The organism is Sinorhizobium sp. P24N7 (assembly GCF_042436655.1).
Taxonomy (GTDB): domain Bacteria; phylum Pseudomonadota; class Alphaproteobacteria; order Rhizobiales; family Rhizobiaceae; genus Sinorhizobium; species Sinorhizobium meliloti_A.
Genome location: NZ_JBHMIW010000005.1, coordinates 365,884 through 392,600, shown reverse-complemented (window position 1 = coordinate 392,600; position 26,717 = coordinate 365,884). Strand labels below are relative to the sequence as shown.

The window sequence follows — 26,717 nt, the reverse complement described above, 5'->3', positions numbered from 1 at the left end:
GTTTTGGGACGATGGTTTGCCCGGCATTCTTGTGGCACGGTCTGAACCGGCTTAGGCCGGCTCGAACTATAGGATATTATTCCTATTGTGGAGTAAACGAAATATCCTTCTTCCCATATTCACGCAAGCCCTTTTCGAAGAGGAGGGCATTCAGGCCCCGCTTCAGCCAATCCAATTGGGCTTCCGGCATCATTCTCAACCCTTCGTAATCCATCACGCAGACGTTGAAGACGGTGGCTTTCACCTGCCGCCCCCCCTCGCATCCGAGCAACAGGCCTTCAAGCCTCATCATTCTCTCCGCCGCGCTCTTCGCCTTCACGGCGCGAGCCTCGCTCGGCTCGCTTGCATGTCCTCTTACGTGGCCGATCTGCTGGGCCCTGACGCTTGGAAACGGAATGCCGGTCAAATGATAATAGCGCACCATCGCCGCCGCGTAGTCGTCGCCCGCCTCCCGCTGCTGCTCGGTAATCCGCCCGTCTAGAAACAACCGGCCGAGCGTGTAGCCGGCGAGCGCGCCTCTCGTCTCGAGGCCATGCATGCGCTTGCGCGCTGCAAGCGCCACAGCCATCGCTTCCTTTTCGCTTTCCTGTTTGGACCACTCCGGCTTTATCTTGCCGCATGCAAAGCGCTCGGCATTGGCCTTCCGCGGCCGTCCGAGTTGTGCCTTGCGCTTTGCACGCAATTTCTGAGCCTTGGTCAACATGGGAATCCTTTCGAGCGTGGTGATTGAGACATCCGTTGCGGGCGCCCTGCCGTGAAGCGGCGGGACGTGACGGTATTCAGGGTGAACTGAGGGTGGGTATGGAATGCGAGCCGCCGCAAGGCTCAGCCGACGGTGTCATCTCTGGAAGCTGCCCGGCTTCCGGCACCGCCATCATTCACGACCGCAAGCACGGTCGTGTGGTCTCTATGGAAGATGCGGCCGATCCCCGCCAGCGAGAGATCCCGGCGGCGCTCATAGACCGCGCGCATGCAGGCATGCCTCGGCTTCACCAGCCGGCGCTCCCGGCGCACACTGATGATGTCGTCCCAGCTCACACCGGGAAAATCCTCGAGCACGGCGGCAACGATCTCCTCGATCGGCGCTCTGTCGCGGCCGGCCTCGTTCGACGCACCGGTATCTCGGCTGCCAAGCAGAATTCGGGCCTGGGCGAGCAGCCGCGCTCCCGCATCGGCGAGATCGGCTTCCAGTCTCGCAATCCGCCGTCCTTTCGCTTCGCTGTCGGAAGCAAGTTCGACCAATTGTCCTTCGAGCTCTTTGATGCGCGCAGATCGGCCCATCGCTTCGCTCGGGCGAGCCAGCCGCTCCCGTACGGCGCGATAGTGTCGCGTCTGCCTTGCCAGTTCCGAATTCTCCGCCACTGTTCTCGAACTCCCTTTCCCGTGCTCCCAGCAGTCGCGGTGCCTCCGCAGCCGCGACTTGACTTTACCAATGACATCTATAATGTCGTGTTGTCAACATGATTTATGTTATCAACATTGCTAAGTCCCGTGTCATGAGCGAAAGAGCTGAAAGATTGCGCGAGGCGCGCGTCAAAGCGGGCTATCGGTTCGCCTCCGACGCAGCGAATGCCTTGGGCATCGTGGCCTCGACCTATCGCGCCCATGAGAATGGGCAGAATGAGTTCGAACTCAGCGAAGCGGAGATCTACGGCCGCAAGTTCAATGTCGACCCGCTTTGGCTGCTGACCGGCACCGACCGCCGAAGCTCCACGGGCTCCGCCACCGGCTCGACAATGGTCGAAGTCGACGCGCCGAACGCCCGGATCGGCGCCAAGGTAATCGGCCAGGGGGAAAAGATCCCGGTCTTCGGTCAGGCCGTCGGCGGGGTTGATGGTGAATTCATAATGAACGGCAACGTGCTGTACGAAGTGATGGCGCCGCCGATACTCTCGGACATCTCGGGCGCATATGCGGTCTCGGTTTCAGGCGATTCGATGTACCCGCGCTACGAAGACGGCGAGGTCTGCTTCGTTGATCCCAGCCGCCGCGTCCGGAAAGGCGACTACGTGATCGCTCAGATTCGGCTGGAAGAAGGCGGGGCCCTGCTGGCCTACGTCAAGAAGTTCGTGCGCCACAACAGCTCCGAACTGGTTCTCGAGCAGTTCAACCCCCATAAGGAACTGCGCTTCGAAGCCTGTACCGTTCACTCGGTCCATTATATCGCGCTCGCCGGCAACGCCTGAGGGACGCAAAGCCCCCAGTCGTCAGGCGAAAGTCGAACCAGTGAGCTTATTCCTTTGCCGCACCCCGACGACATCACTCATGTCGGCGGACTCAACACAATTCGTGTTGACATGTATCGTGTCGGATGCAATGTTGGGTGAACACAGGGCAGAATTGCACGGCGGACGAACGCCGGCAGCGATACGAGGAGAATAAGCGCCACATGTCCCTCTCCCGCATCAGATCCGATCTTCATGACCAGGTCGACGAACTCTTCGCCGCCGACTTTCTCCGTTCAACCGACGCGCAGAACCAGATGGCGCTCAAGTGCTTTCTCTCCTCCGCCTATTCTAGTCTGGCTTCGCTCGCCTGGCATCTTGGTGCAGATGGGCATGTCTTCCAGCGTGAAGCCCGGCCCGCGTCGGATCTCGTCGACGACGCCTTCTTCGCACTCAATCGCGAGCGCGAGTTCGGCAGCGGCGTGGATGCAAGCCAGGTCCAGCGGCAGCTCGGTACGCACAATCCCCGGCAGCAATTCGGAGGCGCCCTGTGATCCGCGCCGAGACATACGCCGTCGTCAATCTCGCTGCCCTCAATCTCATCGAGGCTGTCAGTGCCGCCTACTTCGTCACCGAAAGCCAGGCCATCGCCCGTCATGAGTTTCGCGCTCGCGAAATGCTGAAGAAAATCGCCTTCGCTCTCGGCTATGATCTGGCTGAAGCGGCGGCGCAGGACGATCGGCCGCAACGGAGAGCCGGCGCGGAGTCGCCGCAGGCACGACCGGGTCTCAGGCTTGTATCCGCTGAGCTTGCGGCACCGAACGGTGATCGTTGAAGCGCCCGCCCTTCACGCTTCAATCGTCGTCGGGAGGGCACGGCCATTTAGCGGGCGCGGCCAGTCCCGACGGCAACTTGGTCGCGCCGTCACCGCAGGTGAGATCGACCTGTTCCTGTGTGAGCCCGGACGCTCTGGAAAGGTCGACGCCCTCTATCCTCGTCAGGAAAAGGAAGGCGCGGTCCAGATCGATCGGTCCTTCGAGAACCGCACCGCTCAGCTTGGCGCGCGAAAGATTGGCCATCGCGAAGCGCGTGCCCGTCAGCACGGCCTTGTCGAAATTGGCGCGCCCGAGTTCCGCTTTCTCGAAGTCGGCGCCTGCCAGCCGTGCTCCGGTGAAGTCGGTGCGCTGCAGCTCGGCACTTGCGAAGGATGCATTCTCCGCAGAGATGGCTGAAAAGTTGCCGCGATAGGCCTCCACCCTGCTGAAATTCGCCTTGTCCGCTTTCGCCCTGGCGAGCGAAGCACGAACGAGCGTCGCCTTCTCCAGATTAGCGGACGTGAGATTGGCCCCGCGCAGGTCGGTCATCGTAAAATCGGTGTTGAACAAATTGCTGTCCGGGAGGTCGCTACCACCCAGCATGATCTGCTTCTTGTTGCAATCCTGCCAGTCCGTGCCCGGTCCAGCGGCGCTTTTGCAATCCGCCGCTGCGGCGACGCCGGCGGCAAGGGCCCACACCGTGATCGCCGCAGCGCAGAACGTTGTACGCGCGCTGCCACCCGTCTTGCCAAGCTTCGTCATATCGCCGCTCCTCGATCGGCTGCGGGCGAAAGATCAGCAGGCCGACACGTGCCGGACTGAACGAACCACCGCGCAGAACTCAACCGGAATTCAAGATGTTAAGGCGAATCCGCCCGTCAGAAAAGAGCGGCAAAGAGCGGCGCCGTCAATAGCCGATCTTCGCCTTCTTCTGATCGGATCGTGATGCCGGTGGCAGGCTTGCCGCCCGGCGGTTAGGCTGGCGGGCGTTCAGGCCTCGACGCCCTGGATGGCAGATACCTGCCAGTCGGCGCCGGGCTTTCGCGCGAACGTCCATATCTCGACGGCGTCTGTCGCCTCGTCGGCATTGCCGCTCACGACCCTGCCTGTGGCCCTGTCACGCATCACGTCGATGCTCTCGTAGCGCATGGCGACCGTCGCATATTCGGTACCGTTTTCTCTCCATGCCTCCGCGAGGTCGCCCTGAACGAGGTGAACGTCGCGGACTTCGTTCTTGAGACCCTTTGTTGCGTTGTCGCTCAGCTCTTCCGCGAGGTAGGACATGGCTTCGGGTGTGGTCAGCTTACGCAGCGCCGCATAATCCTCCGCTCCGTAGGCAGCCTGGACATCCTTCAGCATCGCCTCGAAGCGATCGAGATCGTCCTGCCCCACGCTGATCTCATCTGTCTGCACCGGTACCGGTGCGGCGGCTGACGCCCCTGTGGCAGCACCACCCATGGCTTCACCTATCCGCGGAATACGGAAGGACGGGGCTGCGCCGGCTGCCGCCGAAGAGCGGGCCGCGGCAGCGGGCGCCGAATAGGCCGGACGCTGGTTGCGGCCGAAGAAGCGCATTGCCAGGGAGATCAGCAGAACGACGAGGCCGACCTGCAGCAGCAGGCCGAGGAAGCCGATGCCGCCGCCGATGCCATGGCCGAGCAGCATGCCGATGAGACCGCCCATCATGAGACCGCCGAGCATGGATCCGCCGAAACCATTGAAAAAGCCCGGCCGTGCATTGGTTCGGTTCTGGCTGGCCGGATTGGTCGCGGTAGAGGGCTGGGTGCTCTGCCGCGGTGTCATGGTTCTGTCGATCGGCGCGGCCGGTGCCGGTGCCGTCCGAGTGACCGGCGGGGCGGAAAAGGTCCGGCTGCCGCGCGAGCCGAAGCCACCGCCTGCCCGCCTCGCGTCAGCGACGTCGACCACCGTCATCATCGCCGCAACACCGATTGCCGCAATGGCCAGAACACGTCCGAAACGCTGCATTTCCACCCTTCCCTGTCTCTCGACCGCAATCGGTCAATACGAGGTCATATAGAGCCGGAGGCGCAGGAATTTAAGAGTGCTGCCCCGTCTTTCCTCGTATTCGGTGTGAGCTAACGGTAAACTGTCCACCAGATTGAGGCGTTTGGCGCCGTTCCTCCCGATGCCTCGGACGCGGCTACGGCTAGCGCACGGGTCCGATAAAGCCGAGTTCAAGCAACTGCCTGGAACTCGAGAACCGCGTCGAGCACGCATCGGAAAAGTCGAACTCACCGGTTTCCTGAAGATCTTCAAACATCTTGCGGTAGACGGCCGCAGCATCGAAATACTGCCCGTCGGCGACTGCCTGTTCGATCTTTTCCTTGTAGTCGGAGAAGAACTTGAAGTGCAGCAGCACACCGGAGACGGCGGTGAAATTCCTTTCGCAGGGCAACGGCTGATGAATGCTGACGCCGAGGCTGCATTCCCTGTCCCAGAAGATGACAGGATATTTGACGAGTTCGAGCAGATGGGCGAATTTGCGCTTCCGCGGGCCGCCCGTGATGCTGATCGCCCGCTTCGTATAGCTGATCTCGTATCCGGAGCCGTCGAAATGATCGGCGATTTCCCACGGCATGCGGCCATCATCGCTGTCGAGCGTGGCAGCCCCGAGCGGTCCGATCGGATACATGTCGAGCATCGGGGCTGCGAGGCGCTTTTCCCCTTTGTTCTCCAGCGCCCGCAGAAGAGCATCGAGCGGCCGGTTCTCGCAATCCTCGTAGATCAGGAACTCGTCGGAATCGACATTCAGATACCACCGGTTCCAGCCATAGCGCTCGAACAGAGCCTCTCGCCATTCACGCCCCCTGCGGGCATCGCGATACCGCACCGGCGAGCTCCAAAGGTCCACATCCGCCTGCGCAAGCAGGTAGTCCCGCGTCCCGTCCGACGATACGTCATCGACGCAGATGAAGCGGGTAACGCCGAGCCTTCGGTAGTGTGCGAGAAACGAAGGCAGCAGCTTCCGGTCGTTATGCGTATTGAACACGAGCGGAATGTCTTCCTTGCCGAGCGCCCGCTGCCCGCCCGGCGTCAGGCACGACATCTCGATCGTCCGCTTCCGCTTGCGGACCCGCGCCGTCAGCTTGTAGGTTTCGTAACGGGTAAGAACGCGATCGAATATCCCTCTGCGAACCCGCTCGCTCTCAGCTCGGCGAAAAGGATAGTGAAGTTCTTTCAAGGTCTGCTCCCGATCGACCGCTGCGAGAGGAAGCGTTTATCGGCATCGGTGCGCGAATTCAACTCCGCCGCAACCGCGAAGCTTGCGCCGGTTGAGGACAGAACCGCCGGCCTGGAATGCAAACGGGTGCCGCGGTCGCAGGGTCCGGCTGCCAAGCTTGACGAAGTTCTCGATCTTTCCCGGAATGTGCTCCCGCCGGTCATACAAAAGAGGCTGTGGCGACTATGCGAAGTCCGCTCGTCAGCTTAGCCGGAGCGATCCAGGCGTAAGCCGAACCATTGCTGCGTTCCGAGAGAAAATTTAAGGTTTTGGTGGGTGATCACGGGCTCGAACCGTGGACCCGCTGATTAAGAGTCAGCTGCTCTACCAACTGAGCTAATCACCCGACCGGAACCGCTTCGCTGCGGTCTGGTGGGGCGTATAATGGCGTTCGCCGGGCTTGTCCAGCGCCCTTTGCAAGTTTTCTGCAAAAATTTCAGCGCGGTGCATTCGTGCGTCCTTCGCCGCCACTTCAGACCGTCAACTCCCCTTCGGCAACTTTTATGGCATGGCCGCCTATCCGCGCGCTCGCGATCTTGCCCTCCGCGATGTCCAGATGCAGATGAATGAAGGAAGGGCGGCCCATTTCGACCCCCTGCTCGATCAGCATGGGGTGGTGGCCATCGACCAGGCCGTCGAAGAAGTTGATGGCGCCTGAAAGAGCGGCCGCGGCCGAGCCGGTTGCCGGGTCTTCGACGAGGCCCATGCCCGGGGCGAACATCCGGGCATGAAAGCGGGCTGTATGATTGATGCCACCGCGACAGTAGAGATAGGCTGCAGCGAGCCGGCCCTCGCCAAGCGGTGCCAGATGCTCCCAGCGCTGCGGATCGAATTCAACCGAAGCCGCCGCGCCGACGTCATGGAGGGGCACCATGACGAAGGGAACGCCGGCGCTCCAGAACGACGGCACATGATTTTCAAAGCCGACCTGCGTGGTCTTGAGCGCAAGTGCGTCGGCGATCTCCTGCCGGTCCAACTGCGCGTGGAGCCGGATCGGTTTGCGCGGCAGGTCGAATTCGGCGAAGGTCGCCGCTCCCGGCTTCAGCCTGACGGCAGCGCGGACCGGCCCCACGCTTTCTTCCAGTACCTGCATCAGTTCGAGCGCACTGTTGGCCTCCCCGTAGGCCGCTTCCGCAATTGCTACGGCCGCTCCGACTGTCGGGTGTCCGGCGAAGGGCAGTTCGTGTGCCGGCGTGAATATCCGAAGCCGGGCGGAATGGGCGACGTTGCCGGGCCGCAGGATGAAAACCGTTTCGGAAAGGTTGAACTCCTGGGCGATCGCCTGCATGGCTTCCTCGGCAAGCCCCTCGGCCTCGAACACCACTGCAAGAGGGTTGCCCGCCAGCCGTTTCTCGGTGAAGACATCGTAGATCGCGTAACGCCGTGCCATACATGTCCCCTTATTGGTCCGGGTCGTTGTGGATTAGGTCCGGGTAGCGCGGTATTACGAAGATCCCGTCTGCCGACGCCGCGACGTCGGGTCAAAACTCTGCTGTGCCGCACCGCTCGCGACCTTGCAACGCCAGCGGCCCGGCGGCAAGGCAAAATGCCCGCGGCGACGTTCCTTCACGCCATCTGCTGCCTGCGGCTACGCGCAAAAAGCCATTCAAGTATGGGTGGAATGAACGGCGGATAATTATGTGCGGTCGGCTCTGGCCCCCGGATCGCCACCGCCTCGTCGATCTCGGGATGGGGATCGGCAGCAACATGCGCCGCCACCCGCGCAAGGATTTCCTCCGCCGTGGCCGCCAATCGGAAAACGCGGAAAACGGTAAGGGTGCCATCCATGCGGATGGCGTGCCAGCCCGGTTCTGCGATCGCCTCGGAAAGCGAGATGCCGGTTTCCTCCATGACCTCGCGCGCGATGTTGCGCGCGACGTCGCAGCGCCCGTCGATGATGTCCTCCGGCTCCAGCGAACCGCCGGGGCTATAGACCCGGCCCGGATTGGCCGTGTGCGCACCCATGCGGATGGCGATCAAAGCGCCGTCCGAAGAGACGAGCATCGGCATGCCGAAGATATGGCTCGCGCCCGCTGCCCTCGTTTTCCGCCACCAGAGAAAGGTCGAATAGGGAACGATATGGGCCCGCGCGCTGATGCGCCCGTCCGTGATCCGGACCGACCTCTGCAGTACCATCCGGCCGTCGAAAAGGTGTGGGTTCGCGGCGATTTCCCGCTGCCAGCTTTCGCGCGCCCGATCCGCCTCTGCCAGATGGAACGGATGGGGCTCGGGCGAGACCTCTATATCGATGTCCGAGACCGGGAAGATCGTCCCGTCGAGAGGCCATTGCCCCTGGCTGGTTTCCAGTAAGGTCATCTTCAAATATCCAAGGTCATTACAACAGGGCAATGGTCGGAGGCTTTCGGACGGTCCCAGCCGGTGCGCGGATAACGCTCGACCTCCTGCCCTGCGGGAAAGATCGTGCGATAGGGCTGCCCGGAACGGATGATTTCAGGCAGCCGGGCCGCGTTGCGGCGCGCCAGCTCCGGCGACAGCCAGATATAGTCGAGCTGGCAGAGATGCCGATCTTCCGGCCCCCTGCTGTGGAAGAGCGTCCAGCGGTCGAGGACCGGCCGGCGCAGATTGGGATTTTCGACAAAACCGTCATGACTGAGGATGTCGAGCGCGCTCGTCGTTTCCTCATGCGGCACAAATTCATAGCCGTTGCGCCGGTCGCCCAGCACCTTCACCTTCTCCTGATAGTCATTCATATCGCCACAGATGGCGAAGACTTTGTCGGCCGTATGTCCGCGGCCGAAGCGGCGTTCGATAATATGGCGCACGGCCTTCACCTCCGCGACACGCACGGCCATCGTCGCCTGCCGGCCGTCGAGACCTTCGCGCGCCGGCCCCATGGACTTGAGATGCACCACATAGAGGGTCAGCGGCCTCCCGCCGATTCTCACGTCCAATTCGAGGCAATCGCGTTTGAAGATGCGGTCGCGGGGCCGGTTCGTAAGTGCCAGTTCGTCGTTGAAAAGGTCGAGATCCTCATAGGTGAGCGCAGCGTGGCTCTTTACCTCCAGGCACTCGATCTTCTGGCCGTCGCGAGTCTCCTCCCGCATCAGCACGGCGACATCTATGCCGCGGGAGTCGTTGCCTTCGATCAGATATTTCTGGCGATAGCCGTTGCCGGCCATGCGAAACAGATAGCCATATTCGAAGGCCTGCAGCGCCGCCATGTTGTCGGCCTCCTGCAGGCAGAGAATATCGGCGTCGCAATCGGCAATCGCCAGCGCCGACATCTGCCGGGTGTCGTCCGTATGCGCGATCGTGCGTGCCTCTTCCAGACGCTGGTATTCCGCCTCGCTGCGAACCTCGAAGAGCCGCAACACCCGATCCTGCTTGAGCTGGTTGCGAAAGCCGGAAAAATCGAAGCGGCTCATGAGGTTTTCGATATTGAAGGTGGCAAGGCGAAGCGACATCAGGGGCAATTCCACATTGAATTGCCGCGGAGATTAGAGCGGGACGAGCAAGAGTGTAAAGCTGCAGATTGTGCCGCGCGCGAGCCCTCCGCGGCGTCGCCGTCCGCCGGGAACCTTGCGATGAGCCCGTGCGCGGCCTTGGCCGCTATCGTCTTACCGCCACCACCTGGGCCCGGCTGAAATAGGACAACTGCACGCGACCCGACTGGTTGCCGCCGATAAGACGTGCGGTCGATTTGGACATCTGCGACAGGACGCCGACGTGATAGCTCCGTCCGGCTCTGACGACGACGACGTCGCCCGGCTTTGCGTAGGACAGCTTGACGGGCGCACCGAACCTCAGCCACGAGCGGGCGATGCCATAGCTCTTCGGTGGCTGCCGGCCGGATTTCCGGGCGACCATCCCCATGAAATGGCCGCACCAGGGCGTACGAGCCGGATTGATGCCGAGAGCGGCGCGCAGGCGCCTGTTGTTCTTCACCTCGTGCAGCCCGGCATATTGCTGGGCCTGGGTGAGCATTCCCGCTGATGCGGTGTCGGGTGACGTAAGCGCAAGAAATGCTGCAGTCAGAAGCGCGACAACCTTCATGAGTTGGTCTCCCTCACGGCGCTGCGCGTCCAATAAGACGCAAAGTCGCCGTAGCACCTGGTTTTGCCGCATCTTCCGGATTGACTTCGATCCAAAAGATGCAGCCGGCGCGGACGGCGTCATGCCGGCCTTCGCCTGCCTCTTCGTCTCCGTCCATCGCAAGAAGTTCGCCCCTTCCGCAGACGCGCATATGCACGCGCCGAGCCGCTCCGCATTCGGGAATGCGTCCCGATCGCAGATGAAGATGGCTCCGGAATCAAAGGGCTAGAGCGTCCTCCACCGAGGCGTGCAGCAACGGCCGCGCCCAGCGCCCGTTAAAGGCGCCAAGGCCGCATGCCTGGATCGCTGCACGGTCCGCCCGTGAGCGGTACCGTGTCGGCAGCCGTCAAGGCTGCACTACGCCTTCGGCACAAAGCACAAAGGACTCTCTAGCGCTTTGAGGCTGCACATGACCGTCTCCGAAAACCGAATATGGATTTTCAGCGCGGTGTTGCAGCCGGCCCGCGAATTGCAATGGCCGTGCCCCCAACCTGATGGCGTTCGCTTTGCGAGAGTTCGAAATTCCCCTGCCAGCCGGTGGTCAGCAGGCGAAAACTTGCCGGCTAGGTGAAGCGAAATTGTGGCAAAGACCGCTTGACTTGCGCAATTGGCGTCGATTTCTTCGCCAATTCGCTACTGTGGCCCGAAATTGGCGCGTTTTTGCCTATCGGTCGGCGGCTGTTGACCCTTATCCCGCCCCGGCGGCCAGCATGGCGGCCTGGCGTCGCTGCTTTCAGGATCAGCGCACCAGACGAATGGCGCCCGGATAATTGAAATGGGTATTGGCAAGCTCCTTGCTGCAATCCATCTTGAAAGTACTGTTGCCGATCAGCGTGATCTCCTGTGCGATCAATCTGATGCACTCACCGCTGGTCGTGCCGTTGCCGGCATATTGGAGCTCGCCGGCGTCGGGCAAATAGAGGATCCCTGTCAGCGAGGATTTGCTGTTGCCGTTGATGACGGCTGGTGCGGTGTTGCCGTGCTCTGCAACGATCGAGAAGCCGGCCCAACTGCCCTCGAGCGAAGGCGAGATATTGAAGGTGGCGCCTCCATTGATCCTGAGTTCCGCATCGTTGATCAGGAAAAAGGTCACGCCCTGACCGCTGACGACCGTCTGGCTGCCGAGTTCGAGCCGGCCGCCGTCGATGATGTAATTGCCCGCCTGGAGTGCGACTGCTCCTTTCAGATCCAGGCCTCCGTAGGTACCGGGTTTCAGCGTCACCACATAGCCGTCGGCATTTTTCGGTGTCTTTCCGGTGCCGTTGCAATCGCCGTTGCCGCCGCCTCCGGCGACGTAGGCCTGACCGCAGCCGGAAAGATCCGTCCAGCCCGAAGGCCTGGGGAGCACCTTGCTCGCAAATGGATCGGGTATGCGCGGCGATCCCTCCACGGCGGCCTCGCAGGCGAGCTGTACCGCCTGCGGCGAGCTGTAGATGCCGCCCGCCGCGTAAAGACACTCGGCTTTGAGCTTGCCTGAGCCGCCGATATAGACCGACTGATCGTCGTCGGAGTTCGAAAGGACCGCGCATCCCGTCAGATCGGCAATTGCGCTGCCGCTGACCTCGAATGCCCGGTCTGCCGTGTGATGAAGCGCAAGAATGCAGGCCTCCGCCCCGGAGGCGCGCGCGGCAATCGCCAGGCGCCGGATCTGCAGCGGCAGGCGCTCGAGGAAGAGCGGCTTGTGGTCCAGCACGAACTCGGCGGTAGCGGTATCTTCATTCACATTGCGCGTGAACTTTACGGACAGCGCCTGCGTGGACGGCTCCGTGGCGACGGCCAGCGCGTCGACGACGCTCTCCTGCGGCAGCGCATAATTGCTCCAGAAGAACTTTTGCGCCGCGGCGTAGGCGTCGTCCTCGGTCGCGCCCTCGCCATAGGCGCGGACCGAGCCGAGCGCGGCCGCATCGAGAGCGCTCTGGATTTTCTCCGCCTCCAGGTAAGCCCCGGCGAAGTCGATCGCCAGCGCAGCCGCGCCGATGATCGGAACGAAAGCGATCGCGCCCAGAACGGCGAAGTTGCCGCTCCTGTCGCGCACCAATCTTCTCAGATGCAGGCGGAACGTCGCGGCCCTCATAGCCTTCCCTCTCAGCAGCCCCACCGCAACACATAAGCATCAACTAATTTTAAGATCGTTACCAAACACGTTCGGCTTTTATGAAATCTTTACAGGAAGCGCTCGGTTGTACCGCTCTCCAAGCCGCCTCCTGCGCAAGAATCGGTCGTAGTTCGTAACAAATCGCCCTGAAAAGTTACTGGACCAAGGCCACCGATCTCGTCAAAAATAACGGTGCAATCAGGGAAATGATTTCAGTAGCAATTTAGATCGGAGCTCCCTTCGGGGTGAACGCCGATTGCGAGGATTTACCCGGTCGAGCTCGCGGCAGCCCCCGGGCGGAGAGTGATGGATATGCCCGGGGCGTCTGGCAGCCGGGTGTGATATTGCCGCCGGGAAAATAGAGAGATTGAAATTTTCGCCGCAATTTACCAGGACCCGCTCGCTGACGGCGGGCCCTGGTTTTGTATGGGCGCTCCTGGCGCCGGGTCATTTCCGCGGCGCCGTTCAACGCCGCAGCAAGCGCGTCAGCCATAGAGATATTCGGGCAGCCAGAGCGTCATGCCCGGCCAGATATACATCATGATCATGCAGAGAATGACGATGAGCATGTAAGGCATCATGCCCGCGAATATCTGGTTGAGGGTAACCTGCGGCGGCGACACGCCCTTGAGATAGTAGGCCGACATCGCAACCGGCGGGGACAGGAACGCAGCCTGCAAATTGACGAAGACGAGCACGCCCCAGAGGATCGGGTCGATGTCGAAATGGTGGAGCATCGGCAGAAAGATCGGCACGAAGATGATGATGATCTCGGTCCATTCGAGCGGCCAGCCGAGAATGAAGATGATCGCCTGAGACAGGATCATGAACTGCACCGGCGTGAGATCCAGCGCGAGAACCCATTGCTCCACCAGCGCCTGTCCGCCGAGGATCGCGAAAACGGCGGAGAAAAGCGCCGACCCGACGAAGAGCCAGCAGACCATGGCGGTCGTCTTCGCGGTCAGGAACACCGCCTCCTTGGTGCGCTGCCAGTCGAGAGTCCGCGCCTGGAGCGCCAGCAGGAAGGCACCGGCCGCGCCGACGGCGGCGGATTCCGTCGCGGTGGTTATGCCGAACAGGATCACCCCGAGCACCACCACCGTGAGGATTGCGAGCGGCATGACGGAGGAAACGAGGAGCTTCACCACCTGCAGCCGTTCCGCCGTCATGTTGCGGTAGTAGCGCAGCAGCGCGAAGACGGCGATTGCGGCGGCAAGGCCGAACCAGACGTAGAAGCTCGTCGCAGGGCCGCCAGCCGCTGCAGGCCCGGCATCGGCTACCGGCGCGCCGAGCTCTTCCAGCCCCTCCGGTGCTTCGGTCGCGGCCGCCTGTTGATGAATGACGACATACCACCAGAGAAGCCAGAGCGTGGACGCCGTCAGCAGAAGCGGGAAGAGCGCCGCAGCAAGGTTCTTGACGAGTTTCCAATAGGTGAGCCGTCCCTCTTCCCCTTTGATCCCGAGCGCGCGTGATGGCGAGACGAGCGCTGCGAGAAGACCGGCGAGCATGTTGGGTGAATAGACCTCTGCGAAATGCTTCATCCATGGCGGCACCGGGACGCGCGTCTGTTCCTCGGGCAGGCTCGGAGCGATCTTCGGATTGAGCATCGCCCAGCCGAGGACATAGGCGAGATAGAGGAGCGCCAGAAAGAAGCCGGGAAACATCGTCGCCGCATAAAGCTTGACCACCGACTGGCCGGCGACGGCCGCATAGACGATGATCATCACCGAAGGAGGGATCAGGATGCCCAGCGTGCCTCCGGCGGTAATGACGCCCGAGGCAAGCTTCACATCGTAACCGGCCCGAAGCATCGGGTTCATGGCGATCACCCCCATCAGCACAACCACGGCGCCGACGAGGCCGCTGGCGATGCCCCAGAAGGTGCAGACGATGAGCGTTGTCACCGCGAGCGATGCCGGAACGCGCCGGAATGACAGCTGGATGCTGTAGAACATCTTGTCGACCAGCGCGCCGCGCTCCATCACGTAGCCCATCAGCACGAAAAGCGGGATGGAGATCAGCACGTCATTGGTCATGGCGCCGTAGGTGCGCTGGACCATGAGATCGAAGACGCGATTGTCGATCCAGGGTTCCACCGGATTGTAGAAGGCGTAGAAGCCGAACAGCATTCCGAGACCCATGAGGGTGAAGGCCGTCGGAAATCCCATCATGATCACGACCACGATGAGGCCCAGCATCGTCAAGCCAAGAAAAGGTTCACTCACCGCTCTCCCCCTCCGAGGCCGCGCTGCCGGGCCGCCCTGTCGATATCCTGCGCGCGTTCGATGGCAGCTTCACGCGTTTCCTCGTCCAGATGCTCGCTATGGGCAAGCTGCTCGGCGACGACGTCGATCTCTTCGACGTCCTTCAGCCGCGCCGGCCACACCCCGGTTCTAAGACAGACGATGCAGCGCAGGATCTCCGCCAGTCCCTGAAGGATGACGAGCGCGCCTGCGATCGGAATGACCGTCTTGAAGTAATAGATCGGCGGCCCTTCGGCGGTCACCGTCGAGTGCTCGCCGATCCGCCATGACAATGCGGCATAGTCGTAGCCTGCATAGATGAGGGCGGCGATTCCGGGCAGGAAGAAGAAGATGTAAAGGATGAGGTCCAACGCCGCCTGTGTGCGCGGCTTCAACGAACTGTAGATGAAATCACCGCGCACATGCGCGTTCTGCGCCAGGGCATAGGCGCCCGCCAGCATGAAGAGGCTGCCGTAGAGCATGTTGCTGGCATCGAAGATCCATGCGGTCGGCATGTTCAGGATATAGCGTTTGAAGACTTCACCGCAGACCAGCATCATCAGACCGATGATCAGCCACGCCGCCGCCTTGCCGGTCCAGACGCTGATGGCGTCGATCCTCATGAGCAGATGCTGAACGTTCACGCGCACCCCCGGGATGGCCAGGTCCTGACCGTACGTCACCGGCCCCGCGCCGGTGATGTACTGGATCGGATGAAGTCAGAGCGACTTGGCGACCCCGTCTCGCCCGAAATAGTGGTCGAAGGCCATCCGCCGGTTGACGACGGTATCCTGCTCCCAGCGTGTCGCGCGTTCGGCAAAGGCGATCTGGGACTGCAGAACCTCCTTGAACACCGGATTTTCCGCCGACTTCTTCTTCACCACCTCGTCATAGACTTCGAGTTGCCGCTTGAGGATTGCTTCGGGCGTCTTGTAGAACTTGACCTGATCGGCCGTCTGCATCTCGCGATAGTCCGTGGAGTAGCGGTCGATCGCTTTCCAGGCCATGTCCGCCGACGCCGCGTCCACCGCATTGGTTATGATTGCCTTCATCTGGTCCGGCAGGCCGTCGAACTTTCCTTTGTTGAACAGGATCTCGAATGTCTCGGCATTCTGATGATAGCCCTGCAGCATGCACACCTTGGAAACGTCGGGAAAGCCGAGCAGGCGATCGGATGAGGCATTGTTGAATTCCGCCGCGTCGAGCAGACCGCGGTCGAGTGCGGCGACGATCTCGCCTCCCGGCAAGGCGTTGACCGCTGCGCCGAGCCCTGTGAACACATCGATCGAGATACCGACGGTGCGGAACTTCAATCCCTGCAGGTCCTCGGCCTTGGCGACTGGCTTCTTGAACCAGCCCAGCGGCTGTGTCGGCATGGGCCCGTAGGGAAACGACACGACATTGGCGCCGATCGACTCGTAAAGCTTGGCGAGCAGGTCCCTGCCGCCGCCGTATTTGTGCCAGGCCAGCATCATGTTGGCGTCCATGGCGAAGCCGGGCCCCGATCCCCACAGCGCCAGCGCAGTCTGCTTGCCGTAGTGATAGACCATCACGCCGTGGCCCCCATCGAGCGTTCCTTCGGAAACCGCGTCGAGCAGTCCGAATGCCGGCACGACGGCACCGGCCGGAAGCACCTCTATCTTGAGGTCGCCACCAGTCATATCGTTGACCTTCTTTGCGAAGTCGAGCGCGAACTCGTGAAAGATGTCCTTGGACGGCCACGTGCTTTGCCAGCGCATGCTCACCGGCCCTTGTGCCCTCACGATGCTCGGCGCTGCAGCCAAGGCCGCCCCGGCCGCTGCGGCGCCGCGGAGAAATTTGCGGCGCGATGGCCCCCCGCTTTCGGCTTTGTGTTTCATGCTTTCCTCCCAAGGCTGCGCGCGAACTCCCTCCCCTTTTGGGAGCGGACTTTTTCGCGGGCATTCACAATCGCTGAAGAGGCACAAGCATCGTCTGGAGACGCGCTGCGCCCCGATTTTTTTCTTGCTGCAGGGGAGAATACTCCCGAATGCGCCCCTCGCAAAGATTGCAGGGAACGAGCGGAGAACGCTGCCGGTCGGATGCGGAAGGGAATAGTATGGCACAGCGTTCTGTCTCACTGCGAGAGCGGCCGATCTCTTCGGGAGGGCATGGCATGACTACCGTTCCGCGAAACCTGATCGTCATCACCATGGCCGGTGCGCTTATGGCCGGCTGCGCCGGCGTTTCGGCCCGAAATGCGGCTCGCACGACGGGCCTGGTCGGCTACGGCCCGAATCCGACTTTGCCGAAGCCGAACCCCACGGTGATCCCGACCGTCAACATCGCCGACGCAAAAGGCTGGCAGGAAGGCGCCACGCCGACACCCGCAAAAGGGCTGAAGGTGAACGCCTTCGCTGCGGGCCTCGATCACCCGCGCTGGCTGCATGTACTGCCGAACGGCGACGTGCTGGTGGCCGAAACCAATGCACCGGCCAAGCACGACGAAGGCTTCAGCCTCAAAAAGGCATTCATGAAGCTGGCGATGAAACGAGCGGGTGCCGCACCGCCAAGCGCCAACCGGATCACGCTTCTGCGCGATACCGACGGCGACGGTATCGCCGATCTTCGCAGAACCTTCGCGGAAGGCCTCAATTCTCCCTTCGGCATGACGCTTTCCAAGGGCAAGCTCTATGTCGCCAATACCGACGCGCTCGTCGCATTCCCCTATTCCCGCGGTCAGACTCGCCTGGGCACGCCGGAAAAGATCATCGACCTGCCGTCGGGAAATCTCAATCACCATTGGACGAAAGACGTGATCGCGAGCCCGGACGGACGAAAGCTCTATGTCACCGTCGGCTCCAACAGCAATGTCGGGGAAAACGGCATGGCTGCGGAAAAATATCGCGCGGCCGTTCTGGAGGTGGACAAGGCAAGCCGCCGCACCCGGGTCTTCGCTTCGGGCCTGCGCAATCCCAACGGCCTGTCCTGGAACCCGGAAAGCGGCGAGCTCTGGGTCGCCGTCAACGAGCGTGACGAGCTCGGCGACGATCTCGTTCCGGACTACATGACCTCCGTCAGGGACGGCGCCTTCTATGGCTGGCCCTACAGCTACTTCGGTCAGAATGTCGATACGCGCGTCAAGCCGCCGCGCCCGGATCTCGTGGCGAAGGCGGTAAAACCCGACTACGCTCTTGGTTCGCACACCGCTTCGCTGGGGCTGACATTCTCCGAAGGCGCATCGCTCGGGCGCGCCTATGCCAACGGTGCCTTCGTAGGCCAGCACGGCTCCTGGAACCGCAGCGTCCACAGCGGATATAAGGTGATCTTCGTTCCCTTTGCCAAGGGCAAGCCGAACGGCCGACCGAGAGACGTCCTCGCCGGCTTTGTCAGCCGGAGCGGGAAGGCGATGGGCCGGCCGGTCGGCGTTGCGATCGACGAGCAGGGCGCCCTGCTCGTCGCCGACGATGTCGGCAATGTCATCTGGCGCGTCAGCCGTAGATAGCGGTCTTCGCCCCGATAGACTTGCCGCTTCCCCATTGCTACTCTCCCACTCGAGGCGATCGCAATGCGATTTTTCATGGCGTCCGCGGCTCTTTGGAGCGGACCGGAAAGTACGCACGAATTACCGCTCACACATGTTCAACCGATCGGTATTTTCGCTCACGACATCGCCGGGAGACGGACGGCATGAGGCGGCTGGCAGCGATCATGGACGCGGACGTCGTCGGCTATAGCCGGCTGATGGGGCTGGATGAAGCAGGCACGTACCGGGCGGTCAAGCAATGCCGTGATGCCTTCATTCTACCTTTGGTCGCGGCCCATGGCGGAAGGATCGTCAAGCAGGCGGGAGACGGGACGCTCGCGGAATTCGCAAGCGTTCTCGATGCGGTCGCCTGCGCGGTCGCGATCCAGCGAACGATGCATGATCACGCCGGAGGCGCCGAAGCGGAGCGTCTGAAGTTGCGCATCGGCGTCCATCTCGGCGACATCGTCGCTGACGATGGCGACATCCATGGCGAAGGCATTGCCGTTGCCGAGCACCTGCAGGAAATGGCGCCGCCCGGCGGCGTGTGCGTGTCGCAGCAGGTTTATGACCAGATCGGCTTGAAGGTGGATTTCCCCTTGACCGAAATCGGCTGCAGGACATTTGCCGATCTTCCCGGTCCGCTGCGCGCCTGGCGCTGGCAGCCGGGCGGCGCGGCAGGGGAAGTGCCGCCGGCGCCGGCGCAAACCGACCCCCTGCCCGGTAAGAAGCGCCCATCGATCGCAGTCCTGCCCTTCGTGAATCTTTCGAGCGCCGACGAACAGGAACATTTCTCCGACGGCTTTACCGAGGAGTTGATCACCACGCTCGCCCGATGCCGGTGGCTGCGCGTCGTCGCTCGCAACTCCTCCTTCACCTTCAAGGGGAAGGCGGTCGACGCAAGGAGAGTGGCGGAAGACCTGGGTGTCAAATACGTGATCGAGGGCAGCATACGTCGCGCGGCCAACCGCATCCGCATCACGGCGCAATTGCTGAGCGGCGAAACCGGCATGCTGCTCTGGGCAGAACGCTACGACCGCATGCTGGACGATGTTTTCGTGCTCCAGGACGAGATCGCGGGGCAGATCACCGGCACCGTGGAGCCGGAACTCGGCTTCATCGAATTCGCTGCGCTGCGCGGCCACACCGCGACGGACATGGATGCCTGGAACATTTACCTGAAGGCGCTATGGCATCTTTACAAGTTCGATCTGGAAAATCTGAGGATATCCAAGACGCTCTTCGAGCGGGCGGTCGATCTCGAGCCCGCCTTTGCCCAGGCCCATGCGCGGCTTGCCTATGTCCATATACAGCTCGGCTGGTACGGCCCCCTGGAAGAGCGGGCCGACCGGATCGCCGACGCGACGGCGCTCGCGGAACGCGCAATCGCGCTCGACGACCGTGAGCCGGCCGCCCATCTTGCCCTCGGCCGGGCACGGGCGCTCGGCGGGCAGCCGCAGCGGGGCATAGACCACCTGCGGAATGCGCTGAGGCTCGATGCAAGCTTCGCCCAGGGCCACTTCGCCCTCGGGCAAGCGCTTTGCTATGTCGGCCGCCCGGAGGAGGGCATTGCCGCGATCAACGAAGCCTTCCGGTTGAGCCCCCGCGATCCGCATCTGTGGACCTTTTACAATATGGTGGCTATCGCCCACTATCAGTCGGGTCGCTTCGCGCAAGCCGCCGAAGCGGCCCGTGCCTCCCTGCGCCAGGAGAACGCCACCTTCTGGCCGGCAATGGTCCTGGCGGCCTCGCTCGGCGCCATCGACCGGACCGACGAAACCAGTTCGGCCGTGGCGAACCTTCTTCGCCGTCGCCCGGACATGACCGTGAAAACGGCCCGCGCCGAATTCTACTTCGGCAGCGTGCCGGTCATGCCGGAAGATTTCATCGCCCGTTTCGTCAGCGATCTGCGCCGCGCCGGCCTGCCTGACTGATATCCAGCTGCTGCCGAATGGCCCGCTCGAAGGGACATGCGGCGGCGCCTGTCCACCACAGCGTAACCGCAAATAAAATCGCCCACGTGGTGCACGTCCCCTCTCCCCCCTTGCGGGTAGAGGGCCAGCGTGAGGGGCAAACTGCAGCAGGGTTGTGTTCCCTGAAACCCCGCCCCCGTTCGTCACTTTCGTGACATCTCCCCCGTACGGGGGTATCCGCCGGGTCGCCCTATCCTATTGCAGCGTGCGCGAAGGAGCGGCGGCCGCCTGGCCGTTCATGGCCTCCGGCGCCGTCGCCTGAGTTCCGCGGTTGCTGTCGAGGCCGGTCGCGACGACGGACACGCGGAAAGTGCCGTCCAGGCTCCGGTCGAAGATCGCACCGACGACGATGTCGGCTTCGTCGTAAACTTCCTCGCGGATGCGGGTCGCCGCCTCGTCCACCTCGAAAAGCGTCATGTCCATTCCGCCGGAGATCGACACGAGCACGCCTTTGGCACCGCGCATGGAGACTTCGTCGAGCAGCGGGTTGGCGATCGCCGCTTCCGCCGCCAGCATCGCGCGGTTCTCGCCGGTCGCTTCGCCCGTGCCCATCATCGCCCGGCCCATGCCCTTCATCACCGTCTTGACGTCGGCGAAGTCGAGATTCATCAGCCCCTCCTTGACGATCAGGTCGGTGATGCAGCTGACGCCCGAATAGAGGACCCGGTCGGCAATCATGAATGCGTCGGCGAAGGTCGTCTTGGCATCGGCGATGCGAAAGAGGTTCTGGTTGGGGATGACGATGACCGTGTCTGCACTCTCCCGCAGCCGCTCGACGCCGAGCTCCGCCGTCTGCATGCGCCGCTGTCCCTCGAAGCTGAAGGGCTTGGTGACGACCGCAACCGTCAGGATCCCGGCCCGCCGCGCCGCTTCCGCGATCACCGGCGCCGCTCCCGTACCGGTTCCGCCGCCCATGCCTGCCGTGACGAAGCACATATGCGTGCCGCCGAGGTGGTCCATGATCTCGTCGATCGATTCCTGCGCGGCCGCATTGCCGATGTCGGGCACCGAACCGGCGCCGAGACCCTCGGTGATGGCAGCGCCCAGCTGGATCCGCCGCTCCGCCTTCGACGTCGCCAGCGCCTGCGCGTCCGTGTTCGCGGCGATGAAATCGACGCCCTGCAGGTTTTCGGCGATCATGTTGTTGATCGCGTTGCCGCCGCCGCCACCGACGCCGATGACCGTGATCTTCGGGCGCATCTCGGTAATGATCGGCTTCTTGTATTCCGTCATGGTTCTTCTCCTTGGGCAGTTCCCCGGCCGCCCGAAAACTCGGAACACGGAGAGCGAATGCGGTGCGGCGCGAATCAGGCGCCTTCATTCTAGGAATTCAAAAAAGCCACAGAGAAGGCAAGAGCGACAAAATCATGGCAGTCCACAACTACCTTCGTCGGCAGGGGAACAAAGAAATATCCGGGCACGTTCAATCTGGGTTTCGCGCAAGGAGGAATGGCTGCCATGGGTACCGAACAAGCCCCGACGGCGAAGGGCAAGCAATCCAGCACCGGCCTGCACAAAAGCGCCGCCAAGGAAGAGAAAAAGACCGAAGCACAAAAGGGATCGGACCTTAGAAAAGGCGCCGATCGGTTCGACGAACGTTCGAAAAGCTCCGACGGCCGCAGCGCCGCCTCGAAGCAGAAGCCGAAAAAGTAAAGAGACGTCTCTTCAACGCCCGCCGCGGGCGCCGGCTCAACCCGCTTCGGATGCGGGCGCGGTGTAGCGCCGGCGCACCGCCTCGGCCAGCCTCTGCCGGCTTTCGGCAGGCGAGAGCGAACGATCCTCTTCTATGCCCGCAGCCTCCTCGGCCAACTCCTCGTCGCCGATGTGTTCCTCGAACCACTTCGAGTAATCGCCGTGGCGCAGATGGTGCTCCCAGGTCGCGTCGTCTATGCCTTCGGCGATCTGCAGAAACATCGTCAGATTGTGGGCGCGCAAATTCATCTCGTTCTTCGGACCGCGGAAATAGAAGCTTGCCTCCTCGCCCAACCGGCCCTCCGCATATTTGCGCGTATGCCGCTTGCGGGCTTCCCGAGGTTGCTCGCTCTTGATCCGCCGAACCGGCGCGGGCGGCGTGCGCCGCCAGAAAAGAACCTCGTCTTCCCCGAAAGCAGCATCCAGCCCGTCCGGCAGCGCCTCACCCAAGACGGAGCAAACCGTCGCGATTACGTCGCGCGCCTTGGGACCGAGCGCTGCGACCGCAGTGATCTCCTTGAGAGCATCGGGCGAGACGGAGTCCGGGTGGACCGTGATCATGATCATGCCGGAGCGGTCGTCGGAAAGCGCGAGCGAGGCACTGTCGCGCGCTGCGGGCATGAGATGATGGGCCTCGTCGATAATCAGCCAGTGCGGCCTGCCGGTCTTGGCACGCAGAGCCGACAAGTCGGGCATCAGGCCGGCGAAGAACTCGGGCCGGTCGTTGGGCTCGACGCCTGTTGCGCTGACGACGACGTTATCGTCCGGATTGGCCAGGAGCTCCAGCACCTCCCTGCCCGTAGGCGCGACAGACCCGTTCCCCACGGTCACCGCGCCTTCAAGCCCCTCATAGTCGCCCTCCGGATCGAATATGCAGAGCTGGAAGCGCCGTTCCCGTAATCGCTCCGCAAGGGCGGTCGCCAGTCTCGACTTGCCGATGCCGGAACTCCCCGCTATCAGCAGCACGTCTTGCGGTCCGATCTCCACCGGCCCTTCGTCATCCTCACCGATCGGCACCTGGTGGCGGGCACTCGCGCACAACGCATAATCGGACTCCATGATCCGGTTCATCAGTTGCTCGACGCCGGCCCCGCGCACACCCTCGAGGATCACGTCGGCCGTCTCCTTGAGCGCCGGCAAGGCGTTGGCCACGGCGGCTCCGCAGCCGCACATCCTCAAAAGCGCGTGATCGTTCTCGGCATCGCCCACCCCCACCACGTTGAGAAAGGAAAGCCCCATCTCCTTCAGGGCCGCCTTCAGCCCCGTGGCCTTGTTCACACCCGTCGGGAGCACCATGACGGCGCCCTTGTTGAAGATGATCTCGAGTTCGAGGCCGAGCTCGTTGATCGCTTCGAGCGCGGCTGTCTGGAACGGCTCCCAGGTGGCGACGATGGAACGGCCGACCGACATCCTGTCGACGCCCTTCTCCTTGAGGCGCTCGATGAAGGCCTCCGGCGGCGAGGGTGCAAGCAGCCGCTCCTCGCCGGTTTCCGGCGTATAGAGCAGCGCACCGTTCTCGACGACGACCTTGTCGAACACATCGATTTCGGGAAATACGCTCTTGAGGTCCGGCAGTTCGCGCCCGGTCACGAGCAGAAGCTTGCGCCCGCTCTCCTTCAGCCTCTTCAAGGTCTCCAGAGTTTCCGGACGGACGGCACCGTAATCGGCCAGTGTACCGTCGTAATCCGTCGCAAGAGCCATGACATACATCTGCGTGCCGCCTCCTTCTGTTACCGGCCGCCGGATCCGCTCGATCTTTAGCCGCCGCTATTGTCGTGCTGCACGGTGGAACGTGCAAGGCCAAGGCTGGTTCCGGCCCGCAAAGCCGCCTGTCGCCGCAAGCTTTGTCTAAAGCCGCCAGCCTCCACGCACGACGAAAGGAACGCGAGCACCGTCGCAGAGCGGCACGCTGCTATAGGCTTTGAGGCTTTGCCCGTCGGGCAGCGCGAGTGTGAGTGCGGAGCGTTCGCCCTCGAAGACCGAGGAGAGAACCCGCATCGGGATGCCTTCGCCATCCCGATGAACCTGCTCCGGACGAATGAGCACGTCGCAAAGCGGCCCCTCGCCTGCATGCGGTTCGCCTGCATGCCCTTTGCCGCCGTGCCTGTCGGCAAGCGCAGCGCGGAGGAGCGGCCAGTCGAGCGCACGCCCCGCTCCCTCCGGCAAATTCAACCGCACGATCGCGCCGCGACCGATCAGACCCCCCACCACCCGACCCTCAGGCCGCGCATAGATATCCGCCGGCGGCGCCACCTGAAGAAGCTTGCCTTCCGACATCACCGCGACGTCGGTCGCAAGCGCCATCGCCTCGGCCTGGTCGTGAGTCACATAGATCATCGTGGCGCCGGAGCGCTCGTGAAAGGCGCGGAAGGTCTCCTCCATCGACTTCCTCAAATGCTGATCGAGATTGGCGAGCGGCTCATCGAGCAGCACCACGTCCGGTTCCGTGACCAGGCAGCGCGCCAGCGCCACACGCTGCCGCTGGCCGCCGGAAAGTACAGCCGGCCGCCGATCGGCGAAATCGGTAAGCTTCACCAGCGAAAGCGCGTCGCCTACCCGCTTGCGCCAGGCCTCGCCGGAAAAGCCGCGGACCTTCAAGGGGTAGCCGACATTCTCCGCCACCGTCATATGCGGCCAGAGCGCATAGGATTGGAATACCATCGCCATGTTGCGCTTCTCCGGCGGCAGCACACGGGCTGCATCCGAAAGCCGGCGCTCGCCGAACTCGATCGAGCCGTCCGTCGGCTGCTCGAAGCCGGCGATCATCCGGAGCACCGTCGTCTTGCCACAGCCGGAAGGCCCGAGCAGCGCGAGAAATCCCTGCTTGCGCAGCGCCAGCGACACGTTCGAAACGGCCGGCCTCACCTGCTCTACACCTTTTCCACCGAAGTTTTTGGTCAGGTGGTTGAGGATCAGTTGCGCCATGGCAGCACGCCCTCCGGCAAATATTTCGCGAAGAATTCCAGCGCCGCCATCAGCCCGATGACCATGACGACGACGAGCACCGAGAGCGCCGAGGCGAGATCGGAAGAGCCGCTGTCGTCGAGATTGAAGATTGCGACGCCGAGCGTCTGCGTGCCGGCGGACCAGAGGAGCGCCGAGACGGTCAATTCGTTCGCCGCGATCAGGAAGACGAGGATGACCGAAGCGCCGGCGGCCGGCGCCAGAAGCGGCAGCAGCACATCGCGCATGCGGCGCAGGAACCCCGCGCCCGCAAGCCGCGCCGCCTCCTCGAGCGAGGGATCTATCTGCAGGAAGGCGCTCATCACCGGCTTGAGGCTAACGGCGAGGAAGGAGGAGAAATAGGCGGCAAGAATGATCCAGATCGTACCGTAGATCGAAACGCCGATCAGCGGCAGCGGTGCCGCGAAGGCAAGGATGAAGGCGACGGCGAGCACGATACCGGGCAGCGCATAGGGGATCTCGATCAGGATCGCCATAAGACTGGCAAGCCGCCCGCGCCGCGTCACAAGCAGGTAACCGGCCGGTACGGTGACCGCAAGCAGGCCGACTGCAGCGGCGGAGGCGAGGAAAAGGGAATTCTTGAGCGCCGTCAACGTCATCGACTGGCGGAAGAGTATTTCCCCATAGGCGTTCAAGGTCATGGTGTCGAAACTGAGCGGCACGCCGTAGGCCGGCACGAGGGAACTTGCGACGAGCGCCAGGAGCGGTGCGACCAGCAGCAGCGCCAGGATTGTCCAAAGCAGCGCCTCCGCGGCGAACCGCATGCGCCCGAGCGTGAAGGCGGCCCTCGCGCCGGCAAGGCCGATCAGGCGATAGTCTCTGCGCTTGAGCGCTCGCTGCTGCAGAAGCAGCCCTGCGGCGGAAATCAGGGCGATCAGCGTCGAAAGCACCGCGATTTCGCCGAAGGTGGACGAACCGAAACTCGCAAACCGGCTGAAGATCAAGGTCGGCAGCGTTTCGATCGAGGCGGGAATGCCGAGTATCGCCGGGATACCGAAATTGCCGATACCGGATACGAAGGCGATCGCCGCTCCGGCGATGAGCCCCGGAGAGGAAAGCGGCAGAACGATGTCGCGAAGGACGCGCCAGGGCGAGGCGCCGCAAAGCCGCGCCGCCTCGACCCCGTCGCGGGGCGCCGCTGCAAGTCCGGCCCTGATCGCCAGGAAGACGAGCGGCGCATGCTGTACGCCGAGAAGCAAGGCGATCCCCGCAAGCGAATAGAGTGGCTGAGGGCTGCCGAGCGGCGGTGCAAGCCCCAGCGTCTTGAGAAGGGGGCTCGATGGACCCGACATCTCCACCCAGGCGAGCGCCGTCACCTGTGGGGGGATCATCATCGGCAGCATGAAGGCGAAGCTCAAGGCAAGCTTGCCACGGATGTCCGTAAGCGCCACGACAAAGGCGAAGAGTGCCCCCACGAAGAGCGAGATCGCCGTGCCGCCGGCCGCCGTGATCAGCGTATTGCGGAGCGCCGCAAAGGTCGCCGCCTCGAAGAGCACCCCCACCGCCTCGCCTCCTTCGAGGCCCTTGATACCGGCCCATCCGAGTCGGATCAGCGGCAGCGCCGAAAGCAGAAAGACTGCGCCGAACACCAATGCCAGCAGCCATGCGGGCTCCCCGCCCGCAGACATGCGCGGGCCACGGAGCCGGAAATATGCCGCTCGCCACCCCGTCCCGGCCTTCGAGGAGTTCGCTCTAGGTGATCGACCCTCCGTCACGTAAGGCGACGGCGGCACCTCGAAGCCGCGCAGCGTCCTCGTCAGCGGTTTCGGTAGCGGAGCCCGGCTCGGTTCCCTGCTCCGGTCTGCCGCCTCGTCCATCGCGCCGCCGAATGCGAACCAAAGCCACAGCCAGGACCGCGCCTTCGACAGAACGCTCAGCGGGCGCTCCAGCTTTTTCAAGCCGGAACCACCCTCGGCACTCCGGTCGGCAGCCGGCGCGCAAGATATCCGGCGCCCGCTGCGGGCGATCTCGTCAGTGTCCGGCATCGAGAGG

The 26,717-nt window shown here is 62.9% G+C and carries 23 protein-coding genes, 1 tRNA gene and 1 pseudogene; 6 read left to right on the top strand and 19 right to left on the bottom strand.

The window, feature by feature from the left end; genetic code table 11:
• Positions 1–82: 82 nt before the first annotated feature.
• Positions 83–703, bottom strand: a complete 621-nt coding sequence (locus tag ACFHWW_RS11380) for a hypothetical protein (protein ID WP_100674859.1) — start codon at positions 701–703, stop codon at positions 83–85.
• A gap of 122 nt (positions 704–825) precedes the next feature.
• On the bottom strand, positions 826–1,362 hold the full coding sequence (locus tag ACFHWW_RS11375; protein WP_379938227.1) for a helix-turn-helix domain-containing protein: 537 nt from the start codon (positions 1,360–1,362) through the stop codon (positions 826–828).
• Between the two features lie 134 nt (positions 1,363–1,496).
• Here ACFHWW_RS11375 and ACFHWW_RS11370 point away from each other — a divergent pair, with 134 nt between their 5' ends.
• From ACFHWW_RS11370 to ACFHWW_RS11360, 3 genes are all read left to right on the top strand, one after another.
• On the top strand, positions 1,497–2,186 hold the full coding sequence (locus tag ACFHWW_RS11370; RefSeq protein ID WP_198516931.1) for a helix-turn-helix transcriptional regulator: 690 nt from the start codon (positions 1,497–1,499) through the stop codon (positions 2,184–2,186).
• Between the two features lie 203 nt (positions 2,187–2,389).
• Positions 2,390–2,719 carry a hypothetical protein gene (locus ACFHWW_RS11365; RefSeq protein ID WP_379938226.1) on the top strand — a complete coding sequence of 110 codons (330 nt, stop codon included), beginning with the start codon at positions 2,390–2,392 and terminating at the stop codon, positions 2,717–2,719.
• Positions 2,716–3,000 (top strand): hypothetical protein, encoded by a 285-nt coding sequence (locus ACFHWW_RS11360; protein WP_100674863.1) that lies wholly within the window; start codon positions 2,716–2,718, stop codon positions 2,998–3,000. The genes ACFHWW_RS11365 and ACFHWW_RS11360 overlap by 4 nt, the downstream gene beginning before the upstream one ends.
• A 19-nt stretch (positions 3,001–3,019) precedes the next feature.
• Here ACFHWW_RS11360 and ACFHWW_RS11355 read toward each other — a convergent pair whose 3' ends face one another.
• The 13 genes and pseudogenes from ACFHWW_RS11355 to ACFHWW_RS11295 all read right to left on the bottom strand — a co-directional run bounded on the left by ACFHWW_RS11355 (position 3,020) and on the right by ACFHWW_RS11295 (position 16,471).
• Positions 3,020–3,742, bottom strand: coding sequence for a pentapeptide repeat-containing protein (locus tag ACFHWW_RS11355; RefSeq protein WP_100674864.1), 723 nt, complete (start codon positions 3,740–3,742; stop codon positions 3,020–3,022).
• Positions 3,743–3,970: 228 nt separating this feature from the next.
• Positions 3,971–4,966: a Tim44 domain-containing protein gene (locus ACFHWW_RS11350; RefSeq protein WP_379938225.1), complete on the bottom strand. Its 996-nt coding sequence runs from the start codon at positions 4,964–4,966 to the stop codon at positions 3,971–3,973.
• A 181-nt stretch (positions 4,967–5,147) separates the two neighbouring features.
• Positions 5,148–6,047 (bottom strand): glycosyltransferase family 2 protein, encoded by a 900-nt coding sequence (locus tag ACFHWW_RS11345; RefSeq protein WP_379938268.1) that lies wholly within the window; start codon positions 6,045–6,047, stop codon positions 5,148–5,150.
• A 249-nt stretch (positions 6,048–6,296) separates the two neighbouring features.
• Positions 6,297–6,386: pseudogene (locus tag ACFHWW_RS11340) on the bottom strand (LpsS); the annotation flags it as partial.
• 105 nt (positions 6,387–6,491) lie between these two features.
• Positions 6,492–6,567, bottom strand: a tRNA-Lys gene (locus ACFHWW_RS11335).
• A 126-nt stretch (positions 6,568–6,693) separates the two neighbouring features.
• Entirely contained in the window at positions 6,694–7,611 is a 918-nt protein-coding gene (locus ACFHWW_RS11330) for a PhzF family phenazine biosynthesis protein (RefSeq protein WP_100674866.1), read from the bottom strand.
• A 176-nt stretch (positions 7,612–7,787) separates the two neighbouring features.
• Positions 7,788–8,537: an NUDIX hydrolase gene (locus ACFHWW_RS11325; protein ID WP_379938224.1), complete on the bottom strand. Its 750-nt coding sequence runs from the start codon at positions 8,535–8,537 to the stop codon at positions 7,788–7,790.
• Positions 8,538–8,539: 2 nt separating this feature from the next.
• On the bottom strand, positions 8,540–9,646 hold the full coding sequence (locus ACFHWW_RS11320; RefSeq protein ID WP_379938223.1) for an endonuclease/exonuclease/phosphatase family protein: 1,107 nt from the start codon (positions 9,644–9,646) through the stop codon (positions 8,540–8,542).
• Positions 9,647–9,791: 145 nt separating this feature from the next.
• Positions 9,792–10,235, bottom strand: coding sequence for a TIGR02594 family protein (locus ACFHWW_RS11315; RefSeq protein WP_100674869.1), 444 nt, complete (start codon positions 10,233–10,235; stop codon positions 9,792–9,794).
• A 778-nt stretch (positions 10,236–11,013) separates the two neighbouring features.
• Positions 11,014–12,348 carry a TadE/TadG family type IV pilus assembly protein gene (locus tag ACFHWW_RS11310; RefSeq protein WP_379938222.1) on the bottom strand — a complete coding sequence of 445 codons (1,335 nt, stop codon included), beginning with the start codon at positions 12,346–12,348 and terminating at the stop codon, positions 11,014–11,016.
• A gap of 506 nt (positions 12,349–12,854) precedes the next feature.
• Positions 12,855–14,594: a TRAP transporter large permease subunit gene (locus tag ACFHWW_RS11305; protein WP_275599866.1), complete on the bottom strand. Its 1,740-nt coding sequence runs from the start codon at positions 14,592–14,594 to the stop codon at positions 12,855–12,857.
• Positions 14,591–15,235 carry a TRAP transporter small permease subunit gene (locus ACFHWW_RS11300; protein WP_164867060.1) on the bottom strand — a complete coding sequence of 215 codons (645 nt, stop codon included), beginning with the start codon at positions 15,233–15,235 and terminating at the stop codon, positions 14,591–14,593. Before ACFHWW_RS11300 ends, ACFHWW_RS11305 begins: the two co-directional genes overlap by 4 nt.
• 96 nt (positions 15,236–15,331) lie before the next feature.
• On the bottom strand, positions 15,332–16,471 hold the full coding sequence (locus tag ACFHWW_RS11295; RefSeq protein WP_379938221.1) for a TRAP transporter substrate-binding protein: 1,140 nt from the start codon (positions 16,469–16,471) through the stop codon (positions 15,332–15,334).
• A gap of 275 nt (positions 16,472–16,746) precedes the next feature.
• Here ACFHWW_RS11295 and ACFHWW_RS11290 point away from each other — a divergent pair, with 275 nt between their 5' ends.
• On the top strand, positions 16,747–18,075 hold the full coding sequence (locus ACFHWW_RS11290; protein ID WP_275597722.1) for a sorbosone dehydrogenase family protein: 1,329 nt from the start codon (positions 16,747–16,749) through the stop codon (positions 18,073–18,075).
• A gap of 185 nt (positions 18,076–18,260) precedes the next feature.
• Positions 18,261–20,030 carry a tetratricopeptide repeat protein gene (locus ACFHWW_RS11285; RefSeq protein WP_379938220.1) on the top strand — a complete coding sequence of 590 codons (1,770 nt, stop codon included), beginning with the start codon at positions 18,261–18,263 and terminating at the stop codon, positions 20,028–20,030.
• 234 nt (positions 20,031–20,264) lie between these two features.
• Here ACFHWW_RS11285 and ftsZ read toward each other — a convergent pair whose 3' ends face one another.
• Entirely contained in the window at positions 20,265–21,302 is a 1,038-nt protein-coding gene (gene ftsZ, locus ACFHWW_RS11280; RefSeq protein ID WP_018095334.1) for a cell division protein FtsZ, read from the bottom strand.
• Positions 21,303–21,527: 225 nt separating this feature from the next.
• On the opposite strand from ftsZ, the gene ACFHWW_RS11275 reads away from it, so the two are divergent.
• A complete protein-coding gene (locus ACFHWW_RS11275; RefSeq protein ID WP_018095335.1) occupies positions 21,528–21,722 on the top strand; it encodes a hypothetical protein in 195 nt (64 codons plus the stop codon).
• A gap of 36 nt (positions 21,723–21,758) precedes the next feature.
• Here ACFHWW_RS11275 and ACFHWW_RS11270 read toward each other — a convergent pair whose 3' ends face one another.
• From ACFHWW_RS11270 to ACFHWW_RS11260, 3 genes are all read right to left on the bottom strand, one after another.
• A complete protein-coding gene (locus tag ACFHWW_RS11270) occupies positions 21,759–23,471 on the bottom strand; it encodes an HAD-IIB family hydrolase (protein WP_379938219.1) in 1,713 nt (570 codons plus the stop codon).
• Positions 23,472–23,609: 138 nt separating this feature from the next.
• A complete protein-coding gene (locus tag ACFHWW_RS11265) occupies positions 23,610–24,686 on the bottom strand; it encodes an ABC transporter ATP-binding protein (RefSeq protein WP_338283955.1) in 1,077 nt (358 codons plus the stop codon).
• Positions 24,674–26,710 (bottom strand): ABC transporter permease, encoded by a 2,037-nt coding sequence (locus ACFHWW_RS11260; RefSeq protein ID WP_379938218.1) that lies wholly within the window; start codon positions 26,708–26,710, stop codon positions 24,674–24,676. Before ACFHWW_RS11260 ends, ACFHWW_RS11265 begins: the two co-directional genes overlap by 13 nt.
• Between the last annotated feature and the right edge of the window lie 7 nt (positions 26,711–26,717).

What these genes read in the sequence shown, in the direction of transcription:
- ACFHWW_RS11380 (WP_100674859.1), bottom strand. Translation starts at nt 703, where the DNA reads ATGTTGACCAAGGCTCAGAAATTGCGTGCAAAGCGCAAGGCACAACTC.
- ACFHWW_RS11355 (WP_100674864.1), bottom strand. Translation starts at nt 3,742, where the DNA reads ATGACGAAGCTTGGCAAGACGGGTGGCAGCGCGCGTACAACGTTCTGC.
- ACFHWW_RS11345 (WP_379938268.1), bottom strand. Translation starts at nt 6,047, where the DNA reads ATGTCGTGCCTGACGCCGGGCGGGCAGCGGGCGCTCGGCAAGGAAGAC.
- ACFHWW_RS11330 (WP_100674866.1), bottom strand. Translation starts at nt 7,611, where the DNA reads ATGGCACGGCGTTACGCGATCTACGATGTCTTCACCGAGAAACGGCTG.
- ACFHWW_RS11290 (WP_275597722.1), top strand. Translation starts at nt 16,747, where the DNA reads ATGACTACCGTTCCGCGAAACCTGATCGTCATCACCATGGCCGGTGCG.
- ACFHWW_RS11285 (WP_379938220.1), top strand. Translation starts at nt 18,261, where the DNA reads ATGAGGCGGCTGGCAGCGATCATGGACGCGGACGTCGTCGGCTATAGC.
- ftsZ (WP_018095334.1), bottom strand. Translation starts at nt 21,302, where the DNA reads ATGACGGAATACAAGAAGCCGATCATTACCGAGATGCGCCCGAAGATC.
- ACFHWW_RS11300 (WP_164867060.1), bottom strand. Translation starts at nt 15,235, where the DNA reads ATGAGGATCGACGCCATCAGCGTCTGGACCGGCAAGGCGGCGGCGTGG.
- ACFHWW_RS11365 (WP_379938226.1), top strand. Translation starts at nt 2,390, where the DNA reads ATGTCCCTCTCCCGCATCAGATCCGATCTTCATGACCAGGTCGACGAA.
- ACFHWW_RS11270 (WP_379938219.1), bottom strand. Translation starts at nt 23,471, where the DNA reads ATGTATGTCATGGCTCTTGCGACGGATTACGACGGTACACTGGCCGAT.
- ACFHWW_RS11295 (WP_379938221.1), bottom strand. Translation starts at nt 16,471, where the DNA reads ATGAAACACAAAGCCGAAAGCGGGGGGCCATCGCGCCGCAAATTTCTC.
- ACFHWW_RS11325 (WP_379938224.1), bottom strand. Translation starts at nt 8,537, where the DNA reads ATGACCTTACTGGAAACCAGCCAGGGGCAATGGCCTCTCGACGGGACG.
- ACFHWW_RS11320 (WP_379938223.1), bottom strand. Translation starts at nt 9,646, where the DNA reads ATGTCGCTTCGCCTTGCCACCTTCAATATCGAAAACCTCATGAGCCGC.
- ACFHWW_RS11370 (WP_198516931.1), top strand. Translation starts at nt 1,497, where the DNA reads ATGAGCGAAAGAGCTGAAAGATTGCGCGAGGCGCGCGTCAAAGCGGGC.
- ACFHWW_RS11275 (WP_018095335.1), top strand. Translation starts at nt 21,528, where the DNA reads ATGGGTACCGAACAAGCCCCGACGGCGAAGGGCAAGCAATCCAGCACC.
- ACFHWW_RS11260 (WP_379938218.1), bottom strand. Translation starts at nt 26,710, where the DNA reads ATGCCGGACACTGACGAGATCGCCCGCAGCGGGCGCCGGATATCTTGC.
- ACFHWW_RS11310 (WP_379938222.1), bottom strand. Translation starts at nt 12,348, where the DNA reads ATGAGGGCCGCGACGTTCCGCCTGCATCTGAGAAGATTGGTGCGCGAC.
- ACFHWW_RS11265 (WP_338283955.1), bottom strand. Translation starts at nt 24,686, where the DNA reads ATGGCGCAACTGATCCTCAACCACCTGACCAAAAACTTCGGTGGAAAA.
- ACFHWW_RS11315 (WP_100674869.1), bottom strand. Translation starts at nt 10,235, where the DNA reads ATGAAGGTTGTCGCGCTTCTGACTGCAGCATTTCTTGCGCTTACGTCA.
- ACFHWW_RS11350 (WP_379938225.1), bottom strand. Translation starts at nt 4,966, where the DNA reads ATGCAGCGTTTCGGACGTGTTCTGGCCATTGCGGCAATCGGTGTTGCG.